Raw genomic sequence first — 20,397 nt, 5'->3', positions numbered from 1 at the left:
CCTGTGTCATAACCCTGTAAAGGATATTTACTTAGCATATAGCTAACTCGTATTAGCTAACAAACCATAATATTGATCAGTAAATAACTTAAGGAGTCTGATTGAGTTATGACTACTAACCACCCATCTGGATTTGATGGACTGAATATGTCGCTTAGCAATCTTAGTCTGCTTTCTGATGCGCGCTCAAGAAGCATCACCGCTGAAAATCCGACTGGAGAGCCAGGCAAAGGTGGAATGGGTACAACTGGCTTTGCAGAAAGGCAAGCCAGTGAACTGGGAGAAGGCTGGAAGGTTAATCCGGCTATTAATATAAAGCCCGGTGAGACAGCGGTTATCGCAGATATTAAGGATATGGGTAATATCCAGAGTATGTGGATAACCGGCATGGTTTCTCGTGAGTTAATTATTCGCATTTACTGGGATAATCAGGAGCTCCCCTCTGTAGAAGTCCCCTTTCCTGATTTCTTTGCTTACGGCTGGTGTGACAATATTGATGAATTAGTAGGAGGACCTTTTCAGCCATTAGTATCCCTGCCAGTTAGTGTATTACCGAAAAATGCATTCAATTGTTTCTGGAGCATGCCATTCCGTGAGCGCTGCTACATGACCATTGAAAATATTGGAGAATTTGAGCGTTGCCTCTATTACCAAATCAATTATCAATTAACTGATATCCCTGAGAACTGCGCTTACTTCCATGCCAGCTTCCGTCGAACTAACCCGGTGCCGTTTAAAGGCGTTCATACCATTATTGATGGCATTGAGGGAGAAGGTCATTATATTGGTACAGCAATGTGCGTTGGCTTAAATGGCGCTGGCGGTTGGTGGGGTGAAGGTGAAGTTAAATTCTATATTGATGAAGATGACGACTACCCTACCATTTGCGGTACAGGTACAGAAGATTATTTCCTTGGAGCATTTAACTGGGAGGTAGACGACAAATACGCCGCTTATAACTCACCCTATGGTGGAATGGCACAGGTAATTGAGCCAGACAGCTTATACAAATCCCAACCAAGATTTTCAATGTATCGCTGGCATATTCAAGATCCGATTCGCTTTAAATCAAAACTGAAAGTGACTGTGCAAGATCTTGGTTGGAAAAACTTTAATGCCAAAAAGTTTGATCACGTTCCTGACCGTAAATATCTGCCAAGACAAGACGATATCGCTACGGTTTCATTCTGGTATCAAACATTGCCAACGGCAAAATTAAAGCCTCTACCTGATTGGGACGGACTGCAGGCTCATTAATTTCATTAAAAACAATGAATAACTGGCAGTTCTCTGCAGTTATTCATTGATCACAAAAAAATAGACTTTTCAAAAAGTACAATCAAAGGGGAAGGGTCATGGAACAAACATTATCTGCTGGTCAAACCAGTGCGGCAGGGTATAAACCTGTCGTTAGTTTAAAAGAAAAAATTGGTTACAGTTTAGGCGATACCGCTGGTAATTTTGTTTATCAATCTGTACTGCTTTTATTAGGTTTTTATTACACCGAAATTTACGGACTAAGTGCAGCAACAGTGGCAGGTATTTTTCTGTTTGTCCGGATTGTTGATGCCATCACTGACCCTCTTATGGGTGCCCTGGTTGACAGAACCGAAACCCGATGGGGCAAATACCGTCCTTACCTTCTGATTCTCTGTGTGCCTTATGCCATTGCTAGTGTTCTAGTGTTTACTGTGCCAGACATGGGGGCTCAGGCTAAAGTTATTTACGCTTACGTCACTTATTCCGTATTGATGGTGTTGTTCACTGCCACCAATATTCCTTACGGTGCCATGACAGGTGTAATGACAAGCAATCCGGAAGAGCGGGCTTCCATCAATGCTACTCGCTTTATGTTTGCAACCGGTGGCGGTCTGGTCATTACCTCAATCGTACTGCCTATGACAGAAATATTGGGTGATAGCCCTGCTGACGGCTACCGCTATGCCATGATGATTATGGCAGTTCTTTCGGTTGTACTGTTCCTCATCTGTTTCTCAACAACAAAAGAGCGTGTTAAGCCAGTCAAGACAGAAAAAACCAGCATACTTTCAGACCTGTCGCTGATCTGGAAAAACGACCAATTCCGTTGGTTATCGCTTGCTACTTTTGTGATGGTGACCACTCAAACGATCAAGAACACGACGCAGATGTTCTACATCACTATGTATGTTGAAAATGCTGCAGCCATGGTCTCTCTGTTCATGTCTTTGTGGATGGTAGGTGGCATGATTGGCGCCCAAATGGCCACTAAAGTATTAGAAAGAATGTGTAAGAAACAAGCTTACATTGCCCTTCTGTTTGCGTGTGCCGCCATGTCAGCCGTTTCATACATCGCAGGTAACAACAACATAGCGGTTATCATGGCAATCCAGTTCTTTGTTGGCTTCTTTAATCAGATGATTGCGCCAATCTGGTTCACCTTTACTGCTGATGCTACTGACTATGGTGAAGTGAAGTTCCGTCGTCGCATTGATGGACTGGCTGTTTCATTCACCATCTTCTCTCTGAAAGTTGGTTTGTCAGTTGGTGGAGCTATTGCGATGGGCTTACTGGGAAGTTACGGCTATATGAGTGGTGGTGTGGAACAAACACCTGAAGCCATCAACGGTATTCTGACAGTCTTCTCACTGGTTCCTGCCATCGGCTTTATGCTAACAGCGCTGGTTGTTTCTCAATTCAAAATGAACAGCCAGACTATTGCCGAAACAGCAGATAAATTGAAACAAATTCGAGCAATGGAGGCCTGATACAAACAACTACCCCGCCCCAAGGGGCGGGGTATGAAGTTAGTTCTGTGAGTATTTCGCCGCAAGCGGCGGGGAATAAGACCCACAGAGATTCAAGCCTAACTACACCTGTTTAATACATCTTCGAATTATTAGTAGTCAGGCTTATAAATACTACAACTGACGGATAAGAATCTCTTAAATCCTGAATTTTAGAATGTGTGGCTCTGGTTTCGGAAGTAATGCCTCCGAAGCCTAATTAAATAAAACTATTTAAATATTATATACAACACAAGGATAAAAAATGAAAAAGACGCTTCTCGCAATCGCCGTAATGAGTGCATCCACAATGGCCGTAGCTGAATGGACGCCTATTGAGGACTATAAAGGCTGGACTTCACCCGATGGTAATTTTTTCATTGGCGGTGATATGGAGATCAATTTTGATGTATTTAGCAACAAAAATGGTGTAAATGGTACGACACTTCCAACTCGTGATAACCGAGGCTTAACTAATACTCAAATTGGTGATGACTCCAGATTCTTGTTGCGCACTGACTGGAGAAACACCAGAGATGACGGATCATTCGTGACCGCCCGTGCGGATTCTTTATTGAAGACAAACGGTCAATTAGAGATGGACGATACCTATTTTGCATTCGGGGTCCAAGATAGCTGGATGTTCCAAATTGGCCGCTACGAAGCAATGGATCTGTTCCCACTGGGTAAGGACGTAGCAGTGTTTTATGCAGCAGGCAGCGATGGAATCGGTCAAGGTGTCTATTATTACATGGCGAAAGAAGCTCGCGGACGGAGTGGCAAGGCTGGTCAGGCGCGTATAGCCACCAAGATGAGCAATTGGACGGCCGAGGTATCAACGGTTTATGGCGATACCCTTGAAGTGTTAAGTGGTTCAGACATTTATCTGGATGATAAAAACAGAATCACCTCTAAAAATAACAGTTTTATGGTTCGTCCTGTTATCAACTACCTCAGTGACACAGGTTTCCTTAGTGTGAGCTTTGGTGGTGAAGCCGAACTAAACAATGACTCTGTTACTATAGCCGATTCGAATAACAACAGAAGGTATGATTTGGCTAATCGCTATGGTCTGGCCGCAACTGCAACACTGAACTTTGGTGATTTAATCTGGCATAACAGCTTTGCGCATCAAGATGCCAAAGAGCTTTGGAAAGCAGAAACATTCAACAGTAACATTGAGTATGGTCGTTTCGGCTTAGGCGGATCTTTTGCCAAAAACAAACACATTGACAAAGGTAAGGAAGATACAAAATCCTACGTATTATACACTGCATACACTGTACCTGTTTTGAACTTTGATAATGCAGAAGTGACTTTTGCACTGTCTCACTCCAAGACCGACAACGCTTACGGTGTTAAGAACAACGATGAGGAAACAACTGCATTCCGTACCCGATTTAACTACTACTTCTAATTGGGAAATTTCATAACAACAGACTAAAACTGAATTTTATTCTCAGACTCACTAAAAGGCATATTATGTATATATCCATTTAGTGATCTGGGAATATAATTATTACTCATAATCTCTTGCCTCAATTCTAAAGCCTTGAAGCAAATTTCAAGACTTTATTTTTCAATAATAACTAAAGGTAATTCAGGTGAATTTTAAGCGTTCATTTCTGACTTTGTTAACTATTGTTCCGGCAATGGCTTTTTCTGGTGGCGTACTAAATACGTTGATAGTAATTTCTTGAGATGAATTCACCAATTACTTTATCGTGCAGTTCTTCTGACCGTGAGAAGCAGATTGTTCGCCTCGCCAGTCTCTTCAATCTAATCCTCAAAGTGAGATTGTTCCTCTCTATCCCTTGGGTAAAACGTTTGCTGGCTACATGAATACCTTCCGGAAGATACCGTTTATACGGCTTCCAGTCATCTGTGCAGAAGTAACTAAAGCTGTATGGCTTAAGCAACTGCAGGAGTTTCTTTAACGTAGATGCAACCCTTCTGCCAAAGGCATGAGCTATCACTCGCTTGAAGCGTGGCTCCCAAGCATAGAATAACCAGCGCTGATTTTTCTTGCTCCCAACAAAGCTCCATTGCTCATCCATCTGGCAGAGTAGCTGAACCTTGGCATTCTCGAAGGGCAAATCTGTTACTTGTTTAGGCGACAGTTTTTTAAGTGGTTGGTGACAGTCGTTGGACTAACACCGAGGACTCTGCCTGTGTCACGAACACCAGAACCATTCATAGCCATCTCGATGATCCGTTCATGGGTACCAGGCAAGTTAGCCTTGTAGATGAAGTCCTTTTGAAAGCTCTTTGAGCAAGCTCGACAGTAGAATCGCTGTAGTTGCATATTCCGGCCTCCCGTGAACACCCACTCCGGTTTATTGTGAACGCTCATTCCGCAAAACCGTGAACACCTATTCCGCTTAATCGTGAACACTTTTTACGAATTTCCGGAATCACCGTTCACGAAGCCGGAATACGTGTTCACGACACCGGAATCGTCTCCGGAAAGAACCAAAACCTCCTCCTTAAGCATTGATTTCATTAAACTTGTGCCGCTTTTCCTAATTCCACTGAAACAGGGAGAACGGCAATGCCTAAGGAAAAGAGGTTATCAATGCGAAAAATTCGGGAAATCCTTCGACTCCGTCACAATTGTGGTTTGTCCACCCGGCAGATATCTGCCAGTGTCAGAGTTAGCACCGGAGCCGTCAGCAAATATCTGACATTGTTTGAAAAATCCGGTCTGCCCTGGCCTTTGCCCGATGCTATGGACGACTCTGCACTCATAAATCGCTTATCACCTGAGACACCAAACCGTAAGCAACAGGGCTTTATTGAACCCGACTGGGCTGAGATGCACAGCAGTCTTAAGCACAAAGGCATGACCAAGCAGTTGCTCTGGGAAGAGTATTGTGAGGTATATCCCCACAATGCCTACAGCCATACCCAGTTCTGCCACCGCTATAACGAGTGGTGCAAGAAGCAGAAGCGCTCCATGCGGCAACAGCATAAAGCGGGTGAAAAGCTGTTTGTAGATTACGCCGGGTTGACGGTTCCGGTTGTCAGCAAAGAAACCGGTGAATCGGCACTTGCTCAAATCTTTGTAGCGGTGCTGGGAGCATCTAACTACACCTTTGCGGAAGCCACCTGGACGCAGGGCTCTGTAGACTTTATTGGCTCCCAGGTTCGGGCTTTCCAGTTCTTCGGCGGTGTGCCTGAGATGCTGGTACCGGACAACTTGCGAAGTGCCGTGACCAAAGCGTGTCGCTATGACCCGGAGATCAATCGCAGTTATCAGCACATGGCTGAACACTTTGGATGCTCTGTCTTGCCTGCACGCCCCTACAAGCCAAAAGATAAGGCAAAAGCCGAGGTCGGTGTGCAACTGGTCGAACGCTGGGTGCTAATGCGCCTGCGCCATACGACGTTCTTCTCACTGTCAGAGCTGAACTGGGAAATAAGACGCCTGCTGGAAGACCTGAATAATCGACCCTTTAAGCAGCTACCCGGTTGCCGTCGTAGTCAGTTTGACGAGTTGGACAAGCCTGCTCTGTCGCCTCTGCCCAGACAGCCCTACGAGCACCTGGAGTTCAAGATGGCCAGAGTCAACATTGATTACCACGTGCAATTCAGTGGTCATTATTACTCCGTGCCCCATCAGCTGGTCAGGGAGCAGGTAGAAATCCGTGGCAGCCATCACACTGTCCAGATCTTCTACAAAGGCAAATCAGTCACAAGCCATGTTCGGCAATACGCCGCCGGAAGCTTCACCACCAAACCGGAGCATATGCCTAAACGCCACCAGAAACAGCAACAGTGGACACCGGGACGGCTGTTACAGTGGGCGCAAAAGCTGGGACCAGACGTTTTAATGTTTACCCGGCAGTTGCTGGATGGCAAACAACATCAGGAACAAGCTTATCGGGCATGCCTCGGGCTGTTAAACCTTGAGCGCGAGTACGGACATCAGCGGTTAAATGCTGCGTGTGACCGAGCCATCAAAACCGGAGGGCGTCGGGTAGCCAGTGTGAAGTCCATCCTGCAATCCGGGCTGGACAAAGTACCCATTGAATTGCCACAGGAAAACGACAATGAGCGAGTGACACGCAGTCACGAAAACATCCGTGGCGCAGGCTTCTTCCAGTGAGGTACAGAACATGATTAACCAAACGATGACCCGTTTACACAGCCTGCGACTCAGTGGCATGGCGGAAGCTCTTTCTCTGCAACAAGAACAGCCCGGCACTTATGAAGGTCTCAGCTTTGAAGAGCGACTGGCACTGCTTGTTGATCAGGAAGATGCTGACCGCAGCAACAAGAGGCTGGCACGGCTGCTCAAGGTTGCCCGATTCAAGCTGTCTGCCACATTGGAAGACATTGATTATGAACAGCCACGAGGCATAACCAAATCACAGATGGCAACACTCGTCACCTGTGACTGGCTCAGGCGAAAGCAGAATCTCCTGATAACCGGTCCATGCGGAACAGGAAAAAGCTGGTTGAGCTGTGCCTTTGGACATAGTGCATGTATGCGAGGGCTTAGCGTTCGTTACTTCCGGACATCAAGACTGCTGGAAGCAATGACCATTGCCCATGGTGACGGCAGTTACAGCAAGCAACTGAAACAGCTGGCAAAAGTTGACCTGCTGATTCTCGATGACTGGGGGCTGGAGCCACTCAGTCTATGGTGGACCCCACTGTCAAGACAGTAAACCAACAAATTTAAGTTAAGTCCTGGCAGTGGTCCAAAGCCCTCATGCAAAGTGAATTGCCTTAGGCGTTTTATAACTCAACGACTGGTGTAATCGTTCAGTGTTGTAAAACTCAAAGTATTCATCCAGCCCAGTATAAAGCTCTGGAACAGTCTGAAATTCATGCGTGTACAGCCATTCATGTTTGACGGAGCGCCACAGCCTCTCGACAAAAATGTTATCCAGTGCTCGCCCTTTCCCGTCCATGCTGATACGTATTTCCCGTTCCTGAAGAGGTGCCAGAAAATCATTACTGGTAAACTGACACCCTTGGTCAGTGTTGAATATATCAGGTTCACCTTGTTCCAAAGCTCGACCCAGCGCATGAATACAGAAGTCTGCATCCAGTGTGTTCGACAGCTCCCAGCTGACCACGTAACGGCTGTACCAGTCAATAATGGCAACCAGATACATAAACCCCTGAGGCATCGGGCAGTACGTAATATCAGTACTCCAGACCTGATTGGGTCTCACAATATCAACGCCGTTCAACAAGTACGGGTAAACCTTATGCTCTTTGTTTCTCAGGCTTGTGCCCGGTTTTGGTCCGACAGCCTGTATGCCCATCAGCCTCATAAGTCGCTGTATACGCTTCCTGTTGACCGGAAAGCCCTGCTCATTCAGCCATGCAGTTATCTTACGACTGCCGTAAAACGGTGTACGTGTATACTGCTCATCAATGAGCCTCATCAGATTCAGATTCTCAGGGCTTTCCAAAGCTGGAGAAGCTTGGTAATACCAGCTTGACCTGCTTAACCCAACCAGTTCACATTGGCGCTGAATGCTGATCTTCGAGTGATCCGGGTCTATGCATCTCCGTTTGTCATCAATGGACATTGCCAGATTTTTTTTTCAACCAGTCCAGCTCCATTTTAAGCCGTCCGATCTCCTGATACAGGGGGGCAGTGAGCGCATCTGGATCTACCTCTGGCCGTGCCCTGCCGAAGACTTCTGGAACCCCCTGGAGTAGCTGTCGCTTCCACTGGCTAACCTGAACGGCTGCAACTTCGTGTTCGCTTGCCAGCTGGTTTATGGTCTTTTCGCCCTTGTAGGCTTCGAGTGCTACCTGTGCCTTAAATTCGGGCTTATGTCGTTTTCTTTTTGCTGTCATGATTCCCTCCTGCAGGGTCATCTTACAGCCAGAAAACTTAACTTAGCTACCTGTCCAGTTTATGGGGTCCATCATAGTCAAAGTCAGCGTAATGACCTACTGGAAATCATGGATGACCGGCACAACCACAGCTCTACCATCGTCACCAGTCAACTGCCGGTCTCGAAATGGCATGACAGTATCGGAGACGCAACTCTGGCCGATGCCATTCTGGATCGGCTGACCCATAATGCTCACAGGATAAAACTCAAGGGAGAGTCCATGAGAAAAACAAAGGCAAAACTGGATGATCGTGAACACTCAAGCTAAAAATTAAGAGAGGCAATGCTTAGGGAAGCGGAGGTGTTCACGCTTTCCGGAGAAGGTGTTCATTTTGACCGGAATATGCAGTAGGCCAGACGGAGCTTTCCCGTTTTTAACAACGTGGGTGGATTCACAGTGAGAACAACAAATTTCTATCGTAGCCATCAGACCAAAATACGTTATGATCTCAAATCTACAGAGAACGACAATCCGCAATCAACGCATCAGGCACATCACCGGTTATGCAGTTTATGAAGCATTGCATCTGCCCCCAAAGAAGAAAAGCAGGTGGCCGGGCTGTTTGATGCTATAAAAACCCAGTATCAGAACAACCAGAACGAGTTTACCAAGGAATGGATTCATATTGAGTTGATAGATTCAGCTAAAAACCAGTTACTGGCCTCTGACAAAACTGTGGCTGAAATAGCCTACCAGCTTGGATTTGAATATACGAACTACTTTACCCGCTTAGGAATCGTCTAAAAATAACTTCCCGATTTGCTGCAATCATCAGCCAGTAATGGCTCATAAGGACGACATTAAGAGCAATCCTTTGGTAATCAAGGCCTACAGCTATGACTGGGATAAACATGAACTTTGCTGTTGAGCCATATAATGCGACCTGAGCGAAAGCCCTTGCAAGACTTGTCACCTGTGAGCCTATCTGCAGGCCTTAAAAGTTATAATACTATCGTCGTTTTAAGTACGGAAACTGCTGCCTTCAGGGTATTGTCCCGTGACCCATAATGACTTGCTCATGGTCATATTTAGAAAGCGGAATTGGTATTACATGAGGAGCAGGCCCGCGAACAACAGAGTGATCACGCTTAATTCAAAATCCAAACGTGAAGCCTTTGACGAAGTCTTTATATTTACCATTTTGGTTATAACTTTTTCCTGATTGCCCTCAGTTTTGTGTATTATTTTCATTTTGGTTACTGTTTGTGTACCAGACATTTCGGTTACTGTCTCTGTATCAGGAATCCTGTAATCGGCACGCTGAAACAACTGTACTTGAGCTTGAAGTGGTCTGCTGACATTTCTGATCGTTAATTCAAGATTAAAAAATTTACCAAAATCAGTTTCGGTCGTATTTTTCATAATGACTGTTAACTCATTGGATGTTTCATTGTAATGGCTTGAAAAGCCTTGCAATGATAGAGCCGTTTCATTGGCCATCATGTTATATCCGTGCCATAAAGACTGAAAGAGTGGTATTTCTTTTTTACTCTTTTCTAAAGAACTAAAGGTAATATTCCCTGAGGGTTCCTGACCGTCAGGCAAACCTGCAAGATAAAGCAAGTATCTAAAAACAGAAGCGTGCCTTACCTCTGAAACAGTAAAGTCAGGGTTTGCGATTACATAAGGACCCGGGGACACTTCGAGAGTGGATTTTGCAGGAAATACCTTGCCAAAACCACCATAAGCAAGATTGCCACCGTAGTTTCTGCTGTCAGGTGGACGAACATTGCGCAGAACAAAGGTAAACGTTTTGAATAAAAATGACGAGTTCTGACCCTGAACACCACGAATATAAGACAGCCTGCCTGCATAATCAGGGTATTCTTTTTTGATTTCTGGATTCAAGATACCTTTTAGTTGTTTATTAACGGTGAAGAAGTAGGCTGAAACGTGGTCATTTTCCCATAATCCAAATGCAAACTCATTAAACCCCGCAGATCGCGGCAGACTAACCGTGAATTTGAATGACACGTCTTCTCCAGTCTGAGCGGTAATGTGTTTCTCTATCTTAACAGATATTGGTAAGTCCTCAGGCATTGGTAAGGCCTCGGCATTACGAACAACTGCCATGCTGATGATCACAAACAGGGCATGGCAACATAACCTTAACCTGTAAGGCAAGCGGGCAGGCGTAAACCCTGACAGACTGAAAGGGGCTCTGTTGCAACAGTGACGGCACATCATGAGTGTTACCTTCGGATTACAATAAACGGTTTTGATGCAAAAGCAGGCACTTGTCGTTTTAGAGACAACGTTTGACCAGAATTAGATTAGAAGCCTTCAGTAGCAATGTTTCGAAATCACTTTTTTGCAAGACTTTGTTCACAAGCAGAAAAAACGCCGTTTCCCCTGTGGTCGGGAAACCGATAAATACATTCAACTAAACTGCAGTTGAGAACGATCAGTGTAGACTATTTCGTGAAATAAATTTGAGTTTAGGATTTGTCTGAAAATAACTTCCCGATTTCAGCATGTATCGGGAAAAACAATATAGTTCCACTTGGGCAAAAAGCGATCAAACCGGATTGTCATTTTTTCTTTAAAGCGCTCCAAGCCGGGCCCCCGGCTGAACATCTATGAGTAACTTTTCTCCCAACTACTGCCTACATGCCTATGATAGAAAGGAAGACATATCCGGACCAGAGACCGTAAACACACTGGTGCCTTTTGCCCGTTTGAAAGCGTGGTCGGGGAGCTGGCGACAACATCACTGATGACGCAATATGCGATCTCGTTCGGAAGAATGCGAATCATCGACAGCCCCATATCCGGATATGCATTCGCACGGAAGTATAGAGGGTAAACCATGTCTCGCCGCAGCAAATCCAACCGTTCCCATTCTGACAGAGTCAAAAAGCGTATTGCTGGACATCTGGAGAAAATCAATCTCTTTGCCGCCGGTATTGATATCGGGTCAGAGTCACACTTTGTTGCAGTGCCAGAAGAGTTAGATGAACAACCGGTGCGTTCGTTTGGCTGTTTTACCGCAGACCTTGAAGCTATGGCTGACTGGCTCGTAAAGCTTGGCATTACCACCGTTGTGATGGAGTCAACCGGAATTTACTGGATACCTGCGTTTGAAATACTGGAATCCCGGGACTTGATGTAAAGCTGGTCAATGCACGACATGTAAAGAATGTTGCCGGACGTAAGTCTGATGTTCTGGACTGCCAATGGCTTTTGCAGTTACATACTTACGGGTTGCTCAATGGCGCGTTCCGCCCTGATGAGCAGGTTTGCTCTTTACGATCTTATAGACGACAACGTGACACTCTTGTTGGCTACCGTGCTTCCCACATCCAGCATATGCAAAAGGCACTTCGACAGATGAATCTGTTACTGGATAATGTGGTGACTGATATTACCGGAAAAACCGGTATGACTATTATCCGCGCCATACTGAATGGGCAGCGGAATCCTGTGGAGCTGGCCAGATATCGTGACAAGCACTGCAAAAAAATCCGAGGAAGAAATCGCCAAATCCCTGAAGGGGCATTACCGGGATGAGCATGTATTTGCTCTGCGGCAAGCTGTTGAACTTTACGATACTTATGATGAAAAAATCAGGGCTTGTGACAAAGCTCTGGAACAGAAGCTCAACACATTTGACAGCAAAGATGATAAAGACTCTCAAAAGCCTTCTACGCCAGATAAGCCTTCAAAAAAACGGAAGTCCCGTTGCGCTCCAGACTTTGATGTGCGTTCAGAGCTCAACCGGGTGAGCGGTGTCGATCTGACTGATATCGACGGCATCGACGAAAATACGGCTCTGAAGATTGTTTCAGAAATCGGTCTGGATATGAGTCGATGGCCTTCCGCTAAACATTTTGCCTCCTGGTTAGGGCTCTGTCCCGGAACCAAAATATCCGGTGGTAAAGTTCTGAACCGGAAAACCAAGCGTTTGCCAGGCGCAGCCGCAACAGCATTCAGGTTGGCGGCTTATGCACTGGCCAACTCAAAAAGCGCCCTGGGTGCCTATTACCGTAGAATGCGAAGCAAGCTTGGTGCTCCAAAGGCGATTACGGCAACAGCACATAAGCTGGCAAGGCTGGTTTACAGTATGCTCAAACATGGGAGTCAGTATGTAGATGAAGGTCAGGAATATTTTGAGCAGCGTTACAGAGAAAGAGTTTTAAAAACCCTGAAGCAGAAGGCTAAAGATATGGGCTTCACATTAACGCCGGTTGAAACCGCCGTCGGTTAGGGTTGTTTTAGCAACCGGCGAGCTCATGGGGAGTTACTCAGAAGTTAATAACTGGCAATAACAGCCGCGCTCTTGGTAGAGTGCGTTTACATGAATTCAGCGTAAGGGAATCTGGTCAGGCAATGAGTAACGGGATAGACATTCAGCAACTGTTAGAAATCAGGCTGGAAAAAGGCGACGCTAACCAGGTAGTTGCCTGGAGCGATTTATCGACCCAACTGAGCTATGACAGTGCTGAGGCTCCACGTTGGATGCTGACGGCGATTGCCGATGCCTGTGTTCAGAACGGTGCTTCCAGAGCTTGCCATAAGACAATGGAAGCGACGATCAGTGACAGCTCTCAGCGTTTCTTTACTACTGGCAAGGGTTCCCGGTTTCTGGCGGTGTCAGAACCTCTTTACCAGCGCCATGACCTGTCCGCTTGGAAGACCAGCCTGTATCGGCTACAGAATGAAGAACGACATTCCCCGGATAACCTGATCGCTGATTTCACTCATACCTTTGCCATTTGCCGAAAAAGCCTCTACTTCCTCAGAGGAAACGAAACCGGCAACGATAGAAAGCAAACCGGCCAGCTCTTTCCTCAGCACCATGCCTGAAACCATCGCTGATAAAAGGCGACAGCAGATATTTAAAGGTGCCTGCGAGGTGATTTCCAGAAAAGGTTTTGGTTCTGCCACCATGAGGGAAATTGCCAAAGCTGCAGATATCACCATTCCTACCATGTATAAATACATTCGCACCAAGGAAGACATTCTGTTTATGATCACCCAGGTGTGCATGGAGGAAATTTTTGCCTACTTCAAGGACGCTCTTCAACGACAGGAGCCCGCCGAACAAAAGATGAAGAGTGCTATTGACGCCTATGTCCGCTATGTCACTAAAAACCGCAAATATATTAATCTGGTTTACCGTGAAACCCGGGCTCTGAATACAGAAAACCGTGACCGGATCTTCAATGTCGAACGGGATTTTATATCTCTCTGGGAACAGATCATTATCGATGGCATTGAAGAAGGCGTATTCCGAAAAGCGGATACTATACTGGCTGCCAATATGATTTATTTCTTCTGTAATGTCTGGGCGCTGAGACACTGGAGTCTGGAAGGTTATACCGAAGAAGAGATTCGCAACCGTCTTGTTGATTTTATTCTGCCGGGTCTGATTTGATTCCGGCATTCTGTTAACAGGCAGGTGCTTCAAAACAAGCGTTACATTCACTCAAACAATCCGTCATTTATCCGTACAACTTGCTTATAGGAACTCTCAGGTCTAAACTCTACCTATACGGAAGATATCCGTACAAATGGAGGGTAAAAAATGGCTACTGCACGCTTAGACCTGAGACTTGATGAGGAAATCAAGGCTAAAGCAGAAAAGGCTTCAGCCTTACTGGGACTGAAGAGTTTGACCGAATATGTTGTTAGGCTCATGGATGAGGACTCTACACAGGTCATTTCTGAATATGAGAGCATTACAGTAGAAAACGATGTCTTTGATTGCTTTACAGAAGCCTGCGAAAAGGCAAAGGCTCCAAATAAGGCTTTGCTGGATGCCTTAGCATTTACCGAGGAGAAAGGCGTCAAATGAGCTGGTCAAAGGAGTTTGTGGAACTCGATAAAGGTATCCACGATAGAGCATCATTTGATTGTGGTGAAACTGAACTTAATTTGTTCATCCAGACTCAAGCCGCAAAACATATGCAGGCAGGTATCAGTCGCACAATGATTCTGCCTGCATCAAACCCTTTACCAAATCAAAAAATACCAATCTGTGCATTTTACAGCATCGCGCCAAGCTCCATCTGTCGAGATACTTTACCTAAAGCTTTAGCAAAGAAACTGCCACGATATCCTATCCCTGTTTTTTTGATTGCACAGCTTGCAGTTCATCGAGAATTTCATGGTGAGGGGCTGGGGAAAATCTGTCTCATAAATGCCTTAAAGTACCTATGGGAAATAAACTCCCATATGCGTGCATACGCCATTATTGTTGACTGCCTAACAGACGCCGCAGAGAAGTTTTATGCAAAATATGGGTTCGAAGTACTGTGTGAACATAATGGTAGAGTTCGCATGTTTCTACCCATGAAAACAGTAGCCCAGCTTTTTGGTTCGTAGCCAATCGCAAATGTACAATGGTTCCAGTTCGTTCCGGGGCTGAGCCACTCCACCCGACCGCCTTCGGCGTCGGCTGAACCAGGCGTTATGCGTATTCACCAACGATCTCATTACCCTGCCAAGCAACTACAAAAAGCCTGCAAAACGTCGTATAATCGCTACTTTGTTTGAAATCATGCTCAGATTTTGTTATGGAAAAGAAAGTTCAGGGTTCATGGCTTATTCATCACACGCATAAGTTGCAGAATGTAACGAGTCAGGGAAGTTATGAGAAGACCTATCTTGCAGGAAAAGCAGGCATTCTTCTTTCAGCCATTTCTGGGACAAATGAAGTTGTCGTTCCAGTCGAAAAATTAAACACTTTGGCTAGAGCTGCAAACATCAACCAGACATTTGAGCTGCCAAAGCTACTTGAGGTTTTGGAAGGCAGGGAACTGATTGATAACACTGAGCACGGTGTAGGAGTATTGGGTGTAACAACAACATCTGCTCTTAGCCATACATCAGATATTTTTGATTCTCTTGATCCAGAAAATACTGAGAAATCAGTAATTGAGATAGCTGAAAAAGCATCATTAACTCCAGTATCGGATAAAACCTTGGGGGAAGAGATATCTGATACATTCAGGCTATCAGGAGAGCAAGTTAAATACGTTTTACATGATGCCGAACAGATTGGGTTTGTCGATACAGAGGTATTGGGAAAATCAGAAAAACTATTTTTTAATGGGAACCTGTTTAGAAGAGAATCTTCCAGAAAAATAAAAGCAGTACTAGATAGCCTTTCTGCCCAAGAGCAAACTCTCCTTGGGGAGCTAATGTTAACTCCGCTTTAATATGACCTTCTTCCACCGGTTTGAGATGACCCGTTTTCAGCAATACTTTTGACCCGCTTTCAACGGTTAAGTTCACTGTGTTTTCAGGTTTATTTCTTGGCAGAAGTGCCTTTCAGTAATCCAGCTTTGCGCTTCTCTTTCAGGCGGTAACTCTCACCTTTGATATTGAGAGTTGTCGCATGATGCAGTAGCCGATCCAAGATCGCAGTGGCTATGGCTTGATCGCCAAAGATCTCGCCCCAGTCGACAAAGCTCTTATTCGAGGTCAGGATGATACTTGCCTTTTCGTAACGGCGAGTCACGAGTCGGAAGAAAAGGCTGGCTTCATCCTGATCCATAGGAAGGTAGCCAATTTCATCCAGTACCAGCAGCTTTGGGTACATCAGTTGCTGCATCTGTCTTTCAAGCCGGTTCTCCTGCAACGCTTTTTTCAGCGTAGTCATCAGCTTGTCGAGGCTCATGAACATAACCCGATGTCCGGCTTCTGCTGCCTTAACAGCCAGAGCTATTGCCAGATGTGTTTTACCAACACCTGGCGGTCCGAGTAATACGACATTTTCAGCACGATCAACAAAACCAAGACCGGAGAGTTCCCGAACCACTTTTCGGTCAACGGTCGGCTGAAAGCTGTAGTCAAACTGCTCTAATGTTTTTAGCCATGGTAACCGGGCTTGCTTTAGACGACTCTCAAGCCCTTTCTGGTGACGGCCAGCCCACTCAGTAGAAAGCACTTCTACCAGGAACTCCCGGTAATTCAGGTCTTTCTTGCTGGCTTGCTCACACAGGGTATCAAGGTTGTCAGCCAGGTGGTCAAGCTTAAGGCGATTGACCAGTGTCGTTAACTGTTCCATCACACCACCTCCTCATAATGGCTGAGGTCACGGGTTTCAACCTTGATCTCGTCATACAGGGCACGGTGGTGGGTGGCGTCGAGTACCCAGCGGTTCTTTGCGTCAACCAGCAGATGGCTGGCAACGAGGGTATCGTCCGGCCATAAACCCGTAGCTGCCGGTCAAGTCCCATGCGGATACTGACTTGCTGACCAACCAAAGTACTGGGAACACTGTAGCGATTCGTCTTAAAATTAATGTAACCATCAACCGGCACACGTCGTGTTTCCCGGTAGCTGGTGTCATAACGAATATCCGGTAGCTTTTGAAGGTGCGGCTGTTCTTTAGCAAAGCGGTCAGCCACTTTTTCTTTCAGAGTGTCATGATGGCGTTCATCTGCTACGTTGGTCAGCCAGTCTCCCAGTTGCTGGTTCAAGTGCTCAAGGCTTTCAAAGCTGCGATAGCGCTGGAAGAAGTTTTCTTTTACGTAGCGCACCATACGCTCGGTTTTTCCCTTGGTCTGTGCTCTGTAGGGTTTGCAGGCTTTAGGCTGAAACTCGTAGTGTCGAGACAACAACAGAAAACCTTCATTAAACTTCACCTGTCCGTTACCAGGATGCTCCAGAACTGCAGCCTTCTGGTTATCAACCAGTACCTGCGCACTTGAACCCCCGAACCACTCGAACGCCCGGATCAGGCTTTCATAAGTGTGTTCCGCATCATTGCTGTAAGCAGCAAAGGCATAGAAGCGGCGTGAGTAGCCCAGAACATTAACGGAGACATAAACTTTGCGAAGCTCACCTCCAACTTCGATCTGCAGTTCTCCCAGTCGTGCTGCAACTGGTGACCGGGAGCCGTTTCATAACGGGTGGTCGCCTTGCTTTCACGCAGGGTGCGTTTAGGGTGGATATAGTCCCGTAAAATGGTGATGCCACCGGCATATCCCTGCCCTTTGATTTCGGCAAATATGACCTCGGCATTCCAGACATTCTCAGCCAGTAACGCGTCAATGACGGATTTGAAATCATCAAGCTTACTCTGGCGAACACCGGATTTGCGTCTGGGTGGTGGCCCTTGCCTTTGCAGGGCTCTCTTGACGGTACTGACAGAGCAACCTCTCTGGCAGGCAATGTCCTCAAGATAGCAGCCTTTGTCTCTGGCTTGCTTTATCATAAGGTAGTCCTCTCGGTTGATCATGGCTCCTTTTCCTGAGTGCTGATAACACTATGGGATTCGGCCATGAAGTGGTAAATCGAGAGGTCATTTCAAACCGGTGATTTGGGGTCATTTATTGGCGGAGGTAACACTAACAGAACGCTTGCGAAGAGAAGCATGTGTTCCAGTTGATATTGCAAAAAAAAATTCTAGGAGAATCTTTATTTAGAAAGGTTAGCTCTATCGGCTTTTTTGATATCAATGTAGTCAGCAACTCCACAGAAGAAGTTGGCTATCTGACTCTCCCTTCTGCGTTTTCAAAATTCAGCTCCTCCTCAATGGTTGAAGATGCATTTGATCTCGCTAAAGCATTTGTTGCATCTTTAACATACGGAATGACAAAAAGTGCCTATGAAAGAGGTCAAATCAGCATGATTGACCGGCTGCTAGGCGCACTTATTGACGGAAGGGAAGTTGGTCCCGTAAGAGCGATTGGTCAAGATTATAAAATTCTTGAGCTTAAAGGTGTAGTATCAGTAAGAATGGGGTCAAAGAATGGTCGAAGTGGTCCTATGATGAAATTGCTCAAGAAAGAGATCTGTGAGCTAGCACTACAAGCAATTCGCCAAGGTGATGTCAGTGAGCAATCTTTGCCCTCGTTGCCTGGAGCAACAATTACTAAGTATCAGGGACCAGAAGTTAATAGGGAAAATGCTCGGAGGCAGCAGATCCAGCGTAGCCCAAATGAAACAAACGATATGATTAACTCACTCAGAACAGGTGGGGTATTTTGATGACAAAAAAGTTAAGCAAAGGGCATGAAATGGAAGAGCTTCTGAGAAGCTACTTCCTTCAGGCTGGCTACTATGTCATGAGAGGAGTCCCTTTTCAGTATGAGGGGTTTGATGTCACTGACATTGATTTGTGGCTTTACAGCAGGACATCTTCTGTAGCAAGGAATATTTCGATTGTTGATGTTAAAAATAAAAAAACACCACAAGCAATTGAAAGAATATTCTGGACAAAAGGCTTGTCGGAAGCAATAAATGCTGATAATGCCATTGTTGCTACAACCGAACGGAAGCCTGAGGTTAAAGATTTTGGCAATAAACTCGATGTATTAGTCCTTGATGGTTTATTCCTTTCTAAACTTTCAAAGAGTGAATCACACTTTGAAAGGCGTTTGTCTGATGAAGAGTTTATCGAGCTAGTCCAAAGCTATGATCTTGGTAAATTAGATGGTGATTGGAAGGGGAAAATTCTAGCCTGTAAATCTCTATTATCTAATGGTTTGTCATTTGATACTTGCAATCAATGGCTTAACATTTCTAAATTTTTTGCAGAACAAGTATTAACAAAACCAAGCCGAATGGAAACTGCTCTAAGGTGTTTCTACTTTTCTCTTTCATTAGTCGCTATTGGAATTGATTTTATATTGAAGGAACTTTCATTCTTAGATCAACAAGAAAGAATTGAACGTTTATCTGAAGGTTTTACTTATGGGTCAAGAGGTAAAGAGGTAAAGAGGGAATGAATAAAGCACTTTCTTTATCTCTTGGTTTAGTTGATCAGTTTGCAACTGACGGATCATCTATATCAGCGCAAATAAAATCAAAAGTTAATCATGAGTTTGCGTCTCTACCAACAAAGATTCTTGGTGAATATTTTTCTAAAAGTGATGTAAGTAGAACACTTTTTTCTGTTGCAAAAGATTTAGAAGTATCAGCAATGTCTAGAGTGTTTAACTCCTACAGTGATAGTAGCTCTGAACTAAAAAGCTTCATCGGATGCCTTTTAGATTATTGGTCAATAGATCGGCTTGATTTTAGCTCCTCTGCAAAATCCGCATAACAAATGGTTTCAGTTCGCTCCGGGGCTTTGCACCTCCACCCGACGCCGCCGTCGGCGGCGCCCCTGAGCTAGGCGTTATGTGCTCATACCAAATTAAGAAGTTTTAGTATGAAAAATTATTTTGAAAGCCCTTTCATCGGAAAGCAGTTAAGGGAACAGGTTACAAATTCCAATATTATTGTTGGAAAACACAGTTACTACTCCGGTTATTATCATGGTCATTCTTTTGATGAATGTGCCCGGTATTTATTAGATGATAGAGATGATGTAGATAAATTAATTATCGGTGATTATTGCTCTATTGGGTCTGGAGCCATATTTATGATGGCAGGAAATCAAGGCCATAGAAGTGATTGGGCAAGTACATTTCCATTCTTTTATCAAGATAATCCAATTTTTTCAGGTGCTGTTGATGGTTTTAAAAAAGCAGGCGATACGGTAATCGGAAGCGATGTATGGATTGGCTCTGAAGCAATGATTATGAGTGGCGTAACAGTTGGTCACGGAGCAATCATCGCTAGTCGCTCTGTAGTCACAAAAAATGTTGAGCCATATTCAGTCGTTGGGGCTAACCCTGCAAAGCATATTAAGTTTAGATTTGAAACTACTGAAATCGAAATGCTACTAGAGATGAAATGGTGGGATTGGAGTGATGAACAAATAAGGGAAGCAATGCCATTTCTATGTTCGTCTGATATTTCATCATTATATTCATTCTGGAAAAATCAAGTCCGCACATAACAGATAGTTCCATTTCGATCCGGGGCT

At 45.1% G+C, this 20,397-nt stretch carries 20 protein-coding genes and 3 pseudogenes; 17 read left to right on the top strand and 6 right to left on the bottom strand.

Going from position 1 to position 20,397, the window contains the following annotated elements:
• Positions 1-108: 108 nt before the first annotated feature.
• From EZMO1_RS03745 to EZMO1_RS03735, 3 genes are all read left to right on the top strand, one after another.
• Positions 109-1,257 (top strand): glycoside hydrolase family 172 protein, encoded by a 1,149-nt coding sequence (locus tag EZMO1_RS03745; protein ID WP_201772271.1) that lies wholly within the window; start codon positions 109-111, stop codon positions 1,255-1,257.
• A gap of 98 nt (positions 1,258-1,355) precedes the next feature.
• Entirely contained in the window at positions 1,356-2,747 is a 1,392-nt protein-coding gene (locus EZMO1_RS03740; protein WP_051790817.1) for an MFS transporter, read from the top strand.
• 283 nt (positions 2,748-3,030) lie between these two features.
• Positions 3,031-4,182: a carbohydrate porin gene (locus EZMO1_RS03735; protein ID WP_082212390.1), complete on the top strand. Its 1,152-nt coding sequence runs from the start codon at positions 3,031-3,033 to the stop codon at positions 4,180-4,182.
• A gap of 256 nt (positions 4,183-4,438) precedes the next feature.
• Here the strand turns inward: EZMO1_RS03735 and EZMO1_RS26075 are convergent.
• Positions 4,439-5,118, bottom strand: a protein-coding gene (locus EZMO1_RS26075; protein WP_145912457.1) for an IS1 family transposase whose coding sequence is annotated in 2 segments (ribosomal slippage) — positions 4,439-4,902 and positions 4,902-5,118 — 681 coding nt in all. Because the reading frame shifts where the segments join, the coding sequence is not laid out codon by codon here.
• Positions 5,119-5,340: 222 nt separating this feature from the next.
• Here EZMO1_RS26075 and istA (EZMO1_RS03725) point away from each other — a divergent pair.
• The gene (istA, locus tag EZMO1_RS03725) at positions 5,341-6,873 is read left to right on the top strand and encodes an IS21 family transposase (RefSeq protein ID WP_145912735.1); all 1,533 of its coding nucleotides are present in this window, start codon (positions 5,341-5,343) and stop codon (positions 6,871-6,873) included.
• 10 nt (positions 6,874-6,883) lie between these two features.
• The gene (locus tag EZMO1_RS03720) at positions 6,884-7,438 is read left to right on the top strand and encodes an ATP-binding protein (RefSeq protein ID WP_051790756.1); all 555 of its coding nucleotides are present in this window, start codon (positions 6,884-6,886) and stop codon (positions 7,436-7,438) included.
• 42 nt (positions 7,439-7,480) lie between these two features.
• On the opposite strand, the gene EZMO1_RS03715 is transcribed toward EZMO1_RS03720, so the two are convergent.
• A protein-coding gene (locus EZMO1_RS03715; RefSeq protein WP_145912435.1) for an IS3 family transposase occupies positions 7,481-8,588 on the bottom strand; the annotation gives its coding sequence in 2 pieces (ribosomal slippage) (positions 7,481-8,321 and positions 8,320-8,588; 1,110 coding nt in all).
• 84 nt (positions 8,589-8,672) lie between these two features.
• On the opposite strand from EZMO1_RS03715, the pseudogene EZMO1_RS25275 reads away from it, so the two are divergent.
• A pseudogene (locus EZMO1_RS25275) lies at positions 8,673-8,897 on the top strand (ATP-binding protein); the annotation flags it as partial.
• 3 nt (positions 8,898-8,900) lie between these two features.
• Here EZMO1_RS25275 and EZMO1_RS27975 read toward each other — a convergent pair.
• Positions 8,901-9,056, bottom strand: coding sequence for an IS1 family transposase (locus EZMO1_RS27975; protein WP_145912456.1), 156 nt, complete (start codon positions 9,054-9,056; stop codon positions 8,901-8,903).
• Positions 9,057-9,179: 123 nt separating this feature from the next.
• Between EZMO1_RS27975 and EZMO1_RS03700 the strand changes: the two genes are divergently transcribed.
• On the top strand, positions 9,180-9,374 hold the full coding sequence (locus EZMO1_RS03700; protein ID WP_034879752.1) for a helix-turn-helix domain-containing protein: 195 nt from the start codon (positions 9,180-9,182) through the stop codon (positions 9,372-9,374).
• A gap of 303 nt (positions 9,375-9,677) precedes the next feature.
• Here the strand turns inward: EZMO1_RS03700 and EZMO1_RS03695 are convergent, their stop codons facing one another.
• Positions 9,678-10,703 (bottom strand): hypothetical protein, encoded by a 1,026-nt coding sequence (locus tag EZMO1_RS03695; RefSeq protein WP_145912455.1) that lies wholly within the window; start codon positions 10,701-10,703, stop codon positions 9,678-9,680.
• Between the two features lie 790 nt (positions 10,704-11,493).
• Here EZMO1_RS03695 and EZMO1_RS03690 point away from each other — a divergent pair.
• The 6 genes and pseudogenes from EZMO1_RS03690 (at position 11,494) to EZMO1_RS03665 (ending at position 15,793) form a co-directional block, all read left to right on the top strand.
• Positions 11,494-12,837: pseudogene (locus EZMO1_RS03690) on the top strand (IS110 family RNA-guided transposase).
• Positions 12,838-12,959: 122 nt separating this feature from the next.
• The gene (locus EZMO1_RS03685) at positions 12,960-13,436 is read left to right on the top strand and encodes a hypothetical protein (RefSeq protein ID WP_034879748.1); all 477 of its coding nucleotides are present in this window, start codon (positions 12,960-12,962) and stop codon (positions 13,434-13,436) included.
• A complete protein-coding gene (locus EZMO1_RS03680; RefSeq protein WP_034879746.1) occupies positions 13,429-14,007 on the top strand; it encodes a TetR/AcrR family transcriptional regulator in 579 nt (192 codons plus the stop codon). Before EZMO1_RS03685 ends, EZMO1_RS03680 begins: the two co-directional genes overlap by 8 nt.
• 150 nt (positions 14,008-14,157) lie before the next feature.
• Complete coding sequence (locus EZMO1_RS03675) at positions 14,158-14,427, top strand: type II toxin-antitoxin system TacA family antitoxin (RefSeq protein ID WP_034879744.1); 270 nt, start codon at positions 14,158-14,160, stop codon at positions 14,425-14,427.
• Positions 14,424-14,957, top strand: a complete 534-nt coding sequence (locus EZMO1_RS03670; RefSeq protein WP_034879742.1) for a GNAT family N-acetyltransferase — start codon at positions 14,424-14,426, stop codon at positions 14,955-14,957. The genes EZMO1_RS03675 and EZMO1_RS03670 overlap by 4 nt, the downstream gene beginning before the upstream one ends.
• 167 nt (positions 14,958-15,124) lie before the next feature.
• Positions 15,125-15,793: a hypothetical protein gene (locus EZMO1_RS03665; protein ID WP_222842187.1), complete on the top strand. Its 669-nt coding sequence runs from the start codon at positions 15,125-15,127 to the stop codon at positions 15,791-15,793.
• 89 nt (positions 15,794-15,882) lie between these two features.
• Here the strand turns inward: EZMO1_RS03665 and istB are convergent, their stop codons facing one another.
• Both istB and istA (EZMO1_RS25270) read right to left on the bottom strand, forming a co-directional pair.
• Positions 15,883-16,644 carry an IS21-like element helper ATPase IstB gene (gene istB, locus EZMO1_RS03660; protein WP_034873160.1) on the bottom strand — a complete coding sequence of 254 codons (762 nt, stop codon included), beginning with the start codon at positions 16,642-16,644 and terminating at the stop codon, positions 15,883-15,885.
• A pseudogene (gene istA / locus EZMO1_RS25270) lies at positions 16,644-17,820 on the bottom strand (IS21 family transposase). The gene istB and the pseudogene istA (EZMO1_RS25270) overlap by 1 nt, the downstream one beginning before the upstream one ends.
• Before the next feature lie 137 nt (positions 17,821-17,957).
• On the opposite strand from istA (EZMO1_RS25270), the gene EZMO1_RS03645 reads away from it, so the two are divergent.
• From EZMO1_RS03645 to catB, 4 genes are all read left to right on the top strand, one after another.
• Positions 17,958-18,572 (top strand): hypothetical protein, encoded by a 615-nt coding sequence (locus EZMO1_RS03645; RefSeq protein WP_051790751.1) that lies wholly within the window; start codon positions 17,958-17,960, stop codon positions 18,570-18,572.
• Entirely contained in the window at positions 18,572-19,312 is a 741-nt protein-coding gene (locus EZMO1_RS03640) for a hypothetical protein (protein ID WP_201772261.1), read from the top strand. The genes EZMO1_RS03645 and EZMO1_RS03640 overlap by 1 nt, the downstream gene beginning before the upstream one ends.
• Entirely contained in the window at positions 19,309-19,629 is a 321-nt protein-coding gene (locus EZMO1_RS27185; RefSeq protein ID WP_201772260.1) for a hypothetical protein, read from the top strand. The genes EZMO1_RS03640 and EZMO1_RS27185 overlap by 4 nt, the downstream gene beginning before the upstream one ends.
• Before the next feature lie 108 nt (positions 19,630-19,737).
• On the top strand, positions 19,738-20,370 hold the full coding sequence (gene catB, locus EZMO1_RS03635) for a type B chloramphenicol O-acetyltransferase (RefSeq protein ID WP_034879741.1): 633 nt from the start codon (positions 19,738-19,740) through the stop codon (positions 20,368-20,370).
• Positions 20,371-20,397: the final 27 nt, after the last annotated feature.

It is taken from the genome of Endozoicomonas montiporae CL-33 (assembly GCF_001583435.1).
Classification (GTDB): Bacteria; Pseudomonadota; Gammaproteobacteria; order Pseudomonadales; family Endozoicomonadaceae; genus Endozoicomonas_A; species Endozoicomonas_A montiporae.
Note: the sequence above shows the minus strand (reverse complement) of the source record. Positions and strands in the feature narration are given on the sequence as shown.

Bases quoted from the DNA above. Each gene is read 5' to 3' on its own strand.
- EZMO1_RS03745 (WP_201772271.1), top strand. From the start codon at position 109: ATGACTACTAACCACCCATCTGGATTTGATGGACTGAATATGTCGCTT.
- EZMO1_RS03740 (WP_051790817.1), top strand. From the start codon at position 1,356: ATGGAACAAACATTATCTGCTGGTCAAACCAGTGCGGCAGGGTATAAA.
- EZMO1_RS03735 (WP_082212390.1), top strand. From the start codon at position 3,031: ATGAAAAAGACGCTTCTCGCAATCGCCGTAATGAGTGCATCCACAATG.
- istA (WP_145912735.1), top strand. From the start codon at position 5,341: ATGCGAAAAATTCGGGAAATCCTTCGACTCCGTCACAATTGTGGTTTG.
- EZMO1_RS03720 (WP_051790756.1), top strand. From the start codon at position 6,884: ATGATTAACCAAACGATGACCCGTTTACACAGCCTGCGACTCAGTGGC.
- EZMO1_RS27975 (WP_145912456.1), bottom strand. From the start codon at position 9,056: ATGGCTACGATAGAAATTTGTTGTTCTCACTGTGAATCCACCCACGTT.
- EZMO1_RS03695 (WP_145912455.1), bottom strand. From the start codon at position 10,703: ATGGCAGTTGTTCGTAATGCCGAGGCCTTACCAATGCCTGAGGACTTA.
- EZMO1_RS03685 (WP_034879748.1), top strand. From the start codon at position 12,960: ATGAGTAACGGGATAGACATTCAGCAACTGTTAGAAATCAGGCTGGAA.
- EZMO1_RS03680 (WP_034879746.1), top strand. From the start codon at position 13,429: ATGCCTGAAACCATCGCTGATAAAAGGCGACAGCAGATATTTAAAGGT.
- EZMO1_RS03675 (WP_034879744.1), top strand. From the start codon at position 14,158: ATGGCTACTGCACGCTTAGACCTGAGACTTGATGAGGAAATCAAGGCT.
- EZMO1_RS03670 (WP_034879742.1), top strand. From the start codon at position 14,424: ATGAGCTGGTCAAAGGAGTTTGTGGAACTCGATAAAGGTATCCACGAT.
- istB (WP_034873160.1), bottom strand. From the start codon at position 16,644: ATGGAACAGTTAACGACACTGGTCAATCGCCTTAAGCTTGACCACCTG.
- EZMO1_RS03640 (WP_201772261.1), top strand. From the start codon at position 18,572: ATGACAAAAAAGTTAAGCAAAGGGCATGAAATGGAAGAGCTTCTGAGA.
- EZMO1_RS27185 (WP_201772260.1), top strand. From the start codon at position 19,309: ATGAATAAAGCACTTTCTTTATCTCTTGGTTTAGTTGATCAGTTTGCA.
- catB (WP_034879741.1), top strand. From the start codon at position 19,738: ATGAAAAATTATTTTGAAAGCCCTTTCATCGGAAAGCAGTTAAGGGAA.